The sequence below is a fragment of the Silanimonas sp. genome, assembly GCF_027531545.1.
Taxonomy (GTDB): Bacteria; Pseudomonadota; Gammaproteobacteria; order Xanthomonadales; family Xanthomonadaceae; genus Silanimonas.
Window position 1 is genome coordinate 1 of the sequence record NZ_JAPZSC010000041.1, and the last position, 5,407, is coordinate 5,407.

Consider the following 5,407-nt stretch of genomic DNA (forward strand, 5'->3'; position numbering starts at 1 on the left):
CGCCGTGGTGACCGGGGGCTTGAGGTTGGGCATGACGATGGCGCGCGCGAACTGGCGCGCCGTGGCCGGCAGCACGGCGGCCAGCGCCGCGCCGTCGCGCAGGTGCAGATGCCAGTCGTCGGGGCGACGCAGGGTCAGGGATGCGGTGGAATCGCTCATCGGGCCGATTCTCCCATCGTGGGAGACCGGAAACGACCCGAAGGAGGCTGCCGCCACGCTGACCAAGTTGCCGCAATCCGGTCGCTCGTCCTCGCAAACGCTCGCGCGGGTGGTAGCTCGGGGGCTGGCTGCACCAGCGCTGCATCGACAAGACGGCGCACGCCGCCAGCATTTCCGACCACTCGGCGCTGCGCCGTTGGCTCCAGCGCCTCGTGCCGTGTCGACCTTGAGGTGCCGGACAGGCGCTCACTCAGGCAGTACCTTGTCTTCAGACACGTCGATCGCCACACCCAATGCCAGAAGGTCAGTGGCTGTCAGCCCGAACATGCGCCTGAACGTGCTGCTCAGGTGCGCCGAACTCGCAAACCCGGCGGCGTGGGCGGCTTCGGTCAGGCTGCCGCCGGCAGCGACCGTGCGCATCACGGCGGCCATGCGCCGCCACAAACGATAGCGGCGAAACGGCATACCAATCTCCGCGTCGAAGCGCGCCCTGAAGCGCGATGGTGAAAGGCAGGCCAGTGCGGCAGCGTCCTGCAAACGGCCGAAGGCGTCGGGCCGGCGTTCGACTTCGCGCACGACGCGTGCGATGCGTGCATCCCGCGGGATACTGGGCCTTAGCCCGAAGGCGGCGAAGGCTTCGTCGAGGCTGATGCCCGGGCACGCCAGCCTCAGCCGCTCCCGGCCGCGCACTAGCCCTGCCCGGGACAGCGTGTGCCTGCGGTCGGTGAGCGGGTCCAGATAGAGGAAGGCCATCGGCCCGAGGCTCTTCAGGTGATGCAGCGTCTCCGAAGGGACGACGCTGATCACCTCCGAGCGCCACGGCGACCAGCCCTCCGACTTCGCCCAGGTACGCAACTCGAAGGGCTGCTGCAGAGATACCGCGATCGTCGTCGCCACGTTCAGGTGCGGCGACAGGTCCAGCCCCGGGCCAACGTACAACGCGCGAGCCGGGCCCACCCAGATGCGCGGAAGCACAGGCGAATCTTGAAAGCCCGAACCGACCTGCTTCGACACGATGACGGCATCGATTCCGCCGCGGCAACGCTCCATGCAAGACCTTCCTGTCATTCTCGCGATCGCCGGATTCACCGTCATGGGCGTCGGCGCGATCGCAAAGCCCGCCTTCGTGACGGCCCAGTTCGGCATTCTCGAACTCACGCCAGCGGGCCGCAACGAGGTGCGCGCTGTCTATGGCGGCTTCGGCATCTTCATGGCGATCGCGCTGCTGGTGGCCCTGCGACAACCCGAACTGCGCAACGGCATCCTCATCACCGTGGCCGCAGCGCTCGGTGGCATGGCCGCCGGCCGTCTGGTGTCTGCTGCAGTCGATCGCGCCATCGATCGGGCGCCGCTGGGCTACCTCGCTCTGGAGACCGTCGTTGCCGTGATGCTGCTGGCGGTTGCATGAAGGCCGCGACGCGACGGACTTCCGCTTGGGCGCTGCCCGGCACGGTGTACGCGTTATGGCTGCTCGCCGGCATTTCCATCTTCGTGGCCCCCGTGCACTTCCACGCACTGACCCCCGGCGTCGCCCTCTTCGGGCCGTTCAACGCGCACTTCATCCGAGACGTAGGCCTCGTGTACGTGGCCAGCGGACTCGTCGGGCTGTACGGCCTGCGGTCTGGAAGCGTGCCGGTCGGCGTCGCGGCGGCTCTGTGGTCATGCCTGCACGCCTTGTTTCACGTGCACGTATGGATCGACCGGGGGTTGCCTCTGGACGGCATCTTTCTGTTCGACCTGAGCTTCGTCATCGTGCCGCCGTTTCTCGTTGTCATGGTCCTGCTGGCGAGCCGGAGCCAAACGGGCACGAGTTCATGACGACACCCGTCGACTCGCCGCGTCGCTCGGACAGCTCGATGCTGGGATCGGCCGCCTGGGGGCACGCCAACGGAGGACGCCTGACGTTGGCACAGCAGTGGCGTTTCGCCATCCAGACCGTGGTCGCCCAGTTGCGTCTGCGGTGGTTGGGCCGTGGCGCCGTGTCGGACGACATGAGGCAACGCTGGAGTCGTCTGGAGCCCGATCGCATCGAACTGCCCGACACGCCGACGGTCACCCGTGTGCTGGAACTGGTACGGCAGTCGATGCCAGTCTGGCTGTGCCGGCACAGCTTGCGGACATGGGCATGGGCGGCACTGCTCGCCCAGAGGGACGCCCTGAAGCCGGACACCGAGGTGCTGGCTGCGACATGCCTGCTGCATGACATTGCGCTACTGCCGAGCGATCGGCCTCGAGCAGGCGTGCGATGCGCCTGTTTTGCAGTTCAAGGTGGCCAGCGGGCACGCAGGTTCTTGCAAGAGCAAGGCTGGTCAGAGTGCCGGGCCCATGCCGTGGAGGACGCGATCTGCCTCCACATGAATCCGGATGTCCCGCTGTGCGCCGGTATCGAGGCGCACTTGCTTCAACAGGCTGCGGCCATGGATGTCATCGGGGCGCGGGTGAACGGGATCGACGCCTCGTCGAGACACGCCGTGCTGATCCGCTACCCACGCACGGGCTTCGCGCAACGGATGTCAGAGGCCATGCGACTGCAAGCGGAACGCGCTCCGGAGACACGCACACGAATGCTCTGGCGGATGGGCTTCGAGCGCGCCATCCGCCGATCCGCATGGGAGCGGTGACAGCACTCCAATCGCACCCGTGCACACATCCAGGGCCACAGCGACTGATTCGAACCAGAGGAAACACATGAAGTACGTCTCTATCGTCGCCCTGCTCGTCGCAGGCATCATTCACCTGCTACCCGTCCCCGGCGTCATGGGGGTTGGCACGCTTGCACGGCTCTACGGGATCGAGGTGAATGACCCGAACACGGCCATCCTGCTGCAGCACCGGGCGCTGCTGTTCGGCGTGCTGGGTGTGCTGATGCTCAGTGCGATCGCGCTGCCGTGGCTACGCGTCACAGCGTTGATGGTTGCGCTCTTCAGCGCGGCCAGCTTCATCGTCGTTGCGATGGCGGTCGGCGGCTACAACCCGGCCATCGGCAGGGTCGTGGTCGCCGACGTCGTGGCCGCGGTGCTGCTAGCGGCCGGTCTGGGAGCAGAGCTTTGGCTGATCGGCAGGAAGCCCGAGTAGCTTGCCGGCCCGACCGCTTTGCCGGCCGGACCACGTCGCCTTCGAGTGGTGTCTTCAGCCGACTTGCGGCAACACGGACATCGATCTGGCGACAAGGGCAAGCTGCCGAGTCTGCGATGCGGCACTTCTTGAACCGATGTTCAGTTCCGTTGCACTGGCGCTCGAGTCGGGCAGCAGCAAGCCGGAAGCAAGATTCGTGATGCTCCTGCGCGTGAGAGCCTGGAAGACATGAATCGCGCCCGCGTTGACCCCCGCAGGCCGCTCGATCAAGGCGCAAAGCGCAGACGGGTCCGTCGACCCGTCGAGCATTTGCAACGCCGAGCGGGCGTCCTGCGGGGGTCAACCCGAAGGGCCGGGGTACCCAAGGGCCCTTGGCCACCCCGGCGCGGGCGCGATTCATGTCTTCACAGGCTGTGAGCGGACGCTCTGCGAGGCGTCGAAGTCCAATCTAGTCGTGTGGCTGCTTCGAGAGGGTCTTGAGATCTTCAAGCTCGAGCAACAGCCTCGTACGCTCCAAGCGTGCCACCTCTCGCCATGGCACACCGGTCAGCGCTCCTTCAAGCGCCCAAAGCAAGTTCAGGCTGGGGCGCTGGCCGGCCGCCTGCACCCTCAGGAAGGCGCGAGCCGACCCCAGACGCCTCAGGTGCACCACCGACCGGATGCCGGCTGACCGCAACATGGCTGCGGACGCTGGCCCCAACCCGGGAAGCCCGGCAAGCTGAGCAGTGCCGGGCGGAGGGTCGTGATCAGATCCGCTTCTCGAAGTGGCCGGCATGGAGTGTTGCGGGGTCGATGAGCGCCATGACGCCGGCCAGCGCGGGCTCGCGCTGGCTGCGCTCCATCGCGGCGGTGGCTTGGTCGAGGCTGCTCCATTCCACCACGTCGGTCCAGCGGGATCGTCGCGGGTCATGGAAGCTCTGCCGCGACAAGAAGCCTGGCTGTGTGGCAGCCCAGACACCCAGTTCGTTCATGGCATCGGTCTGGCGCGGCAGTGTGACGTTGGGCAAGAACGCGAAGTGCACGATTTCGAAGCAGGTGTGGGTCGAGGCCATGGCGGTCTCCAGTGAGTTGAAGGAGTCACCATGCTCTCGGCTATTGGTGCCAAGGCGTGGCACCATTTAAGAATGGGTCCCACAGCCACCGATCGGATCGCGGATCTCATGAGCGATGGTCAAGTCTGGACCGGGCAGTTGCTGGCGCAGCGCTCGGGCTCGAGCCTGCGCACCGTGCGGCGGGCAGTGGCCGCCCTGCGTGAGGCTGGCGTTGCCATCGACACGGACGTCGGCCGTGGCGGCGGGATTCGCCTATGCGCCCGTAGTGCGCTGCCCAGCGTCCGGCTCTCTCACCGCGAAGCCATTGGCATGCTGTTCGCGCTCGCCGTCGCCGAATCGCTGGGCCTGCCCTTGCTCGGCGGCGGGCTTGCCGGCCTGCGCACGCGGCTGTCGTCCACGTTCGCGCCCACTGAACGAACCCACGTGCAGCGGCTGCGAGAGCGCATCCTGGTGGGTCACCCGGCATCGGAAGCGGTTCGGAACACCTGGCGCGAGCCCGACGCGCGCCAGGCCCAGTTGCTGCAGGAGGCCTTCATCTCGTCGCGGGTCGTGCAGTTCCAGTACAGGGCCCGCGATCAACGCCTCACGTGGCGCCGTGTGGAGCCGCAGTACTTGCTGCTCAACCATCCGGCCTGGTATCTGCTGGGACTGGATCGCGACACGGCCGCCGGCAGGACGTTTCGACTGGACGGCATCGAGCGGCTGCAGGTACTGGACGAGGGATTCGTCCAACTGCCCCATCGGCGGCTGGCACCTGAGGTCGAAGGCGCGTTCCGGCCCGTGTAGCAGGGCTCCTGCTTGCCCATCACAACGCAGCAGCCGCTCAATGCGCCAGGATCTTCGAGAGAAAGTCCTTCGCCCGCGGCGTGCGCGCGTCGGCGTTGTCGAAGAAGTCTTCCTTGGTGCAGTCCTCGACGATCCTGCCCGCGTCCATGAAGATCACGCGGTGGCTGACCTTGCGCGCGAAGCCCATCTCGTGGGTGACGACCATCATCGTCATGCCTTCCTTGGCCAGCAGCACCATCACGTCGAGCACCTCGCCCACCATCTCGGGGTCGAGGGCGCTGGTGGGCTCGTCGAACAGCATCACGATCGGGTCCATGCTCAGCGCGCGGGCGATG

The 5,407-nt window shown here is 66.8% G+C and carries 8 protein-coding genes and 2 pseudogenes; 5 read left to right on the forward strand and 5 right to left on the reverse strand.

All coding sequences use genetic code 11. The features are described from left to right. Both O9280_RS15380 and O9280_RS15385 read right to left on the reverse strand, forming a co-directional pair. Positions 1–159: pseudogene (locus O9280_RS15380) on the reverse strand (dihydroorotase); the annotation flags it as partial. Positions 160–405: 246 nt separating this feature from the next. Beyond that, entirely contained in the window at positions 406–1,209 is an 804-nt protein-coding gene (locus tag O9280_RS15385) for an AraC family transcriptional regulator (protein WP_298344726.1), read from the reverse strand. Here O9280_RS15385 and O9280_RS15390 point away from each other — a divergent pair. The 4 genes from O9280_RS15390 to O9280_RS15405 all read left to right on the forward strand — a co-directional run bounded on the left by O9280_RS15390 (position 1,208) and on the right by O9280_RS15405 (position 3,234). Then, complete coding sequence (locus O9280_RS15390) at positions 1,208–1,567, forward strand: DUF4345 family protein (protein ID WP_298344729.1); 360 nt, start codon at positions 1,208–1,210, stop codon at positions 1,565–1,567. The two genes, O9280_RS15385 and O9280_RS15390, sit on opposite strands and share 2 nt — an antisense overlap. After that, entirely contained in the window at positions 1,564–1,977 is a 414-nt protein-coding gene (locus tag O9280_RS15395) for a hypothetical protein (RefSeq protein ID WP_298344731.1), read from the forward strand. The genes O9280_RS15390 and O9280_RS15395 overlap by 4 nt, the downstream gene beginning before the upstream one ends. Next, positions 1,974–2,780, forward strand: a complete 807-nt coding sequence (locus O9280_RS15400) for an HD domain-containing protein (protein ID WP_298344734.1) — start codon at positions 1,974–1,976, stop codon at positions 2,778–2,780. Before O9280_RS15395 ends, O9280_RS15400 begins: the two co-directional genes overlap by 4 nt. Before the next feature lie 67 nt (positions 2,781–2,847). Further along, entirely contained in the window at positions 2,848–3,234 is a 387-nt protein-coding gene (locus O9280_RS15405) for a hypothetical protein (protein WP_298344736.1), read from the forward strand. Positions 3,235–3,682: 448 nt separating this feature from the next. Here the strand turns inward: O9280_RS15405 and O9280_RS15410 are convergent, their stop codons facing one another. Continuing rightward, on the reverse strand, positions 3,683–4,009 hold the full coding sequence (locus O9280_RS15410) for a TfoX/Sxy family protein (RefSeq protein ID WP_298344739.1): 327 nt from the start codon (positions 4,007–4,009) through the stop codon (positions 3,683–3,685). Continuing rightward, positions 3,981–4,286, reverse strand: coding sequence for a hypothetical protein (locus O9280_RS15415; RefSeq protein WP_298344742.1), 306 nt, complete (start codon positions 4,284–4,286; stop codon positions 3,981–3,983). Before O9280_RS15415 ends, O9280_RS15410 begins: the two co-directional genes overlap by 29 nt. Positions 4,287–4,358: 72 nt before the next feature. Here O9280_RS15415 and O9280_RS15420 point away from each other — a divergent pair, with 72 nt between their 5' ends. Then, complete coding sequence (locus O9280_RS15420; protein ID WP_298344745.1) at positions 4,359–5,072, forward strand: WYL domain-containing protein; 714 nt, start codon at positions 4,359–4,361, stop codon at positions 5,070–5,072. 37 nt (positions 5,073–5,109) lie between these two features. On the opposite strand, the pseudogene O9280_RS15425 reads toward O9280_RS15420, so the two are convergent. After that, positions 5,110–5,407: pseudogene (locus O9280_RS15425) on the reverse strand (amino acid ABC transporter ATP-binding protein); the annotation flags it as partial.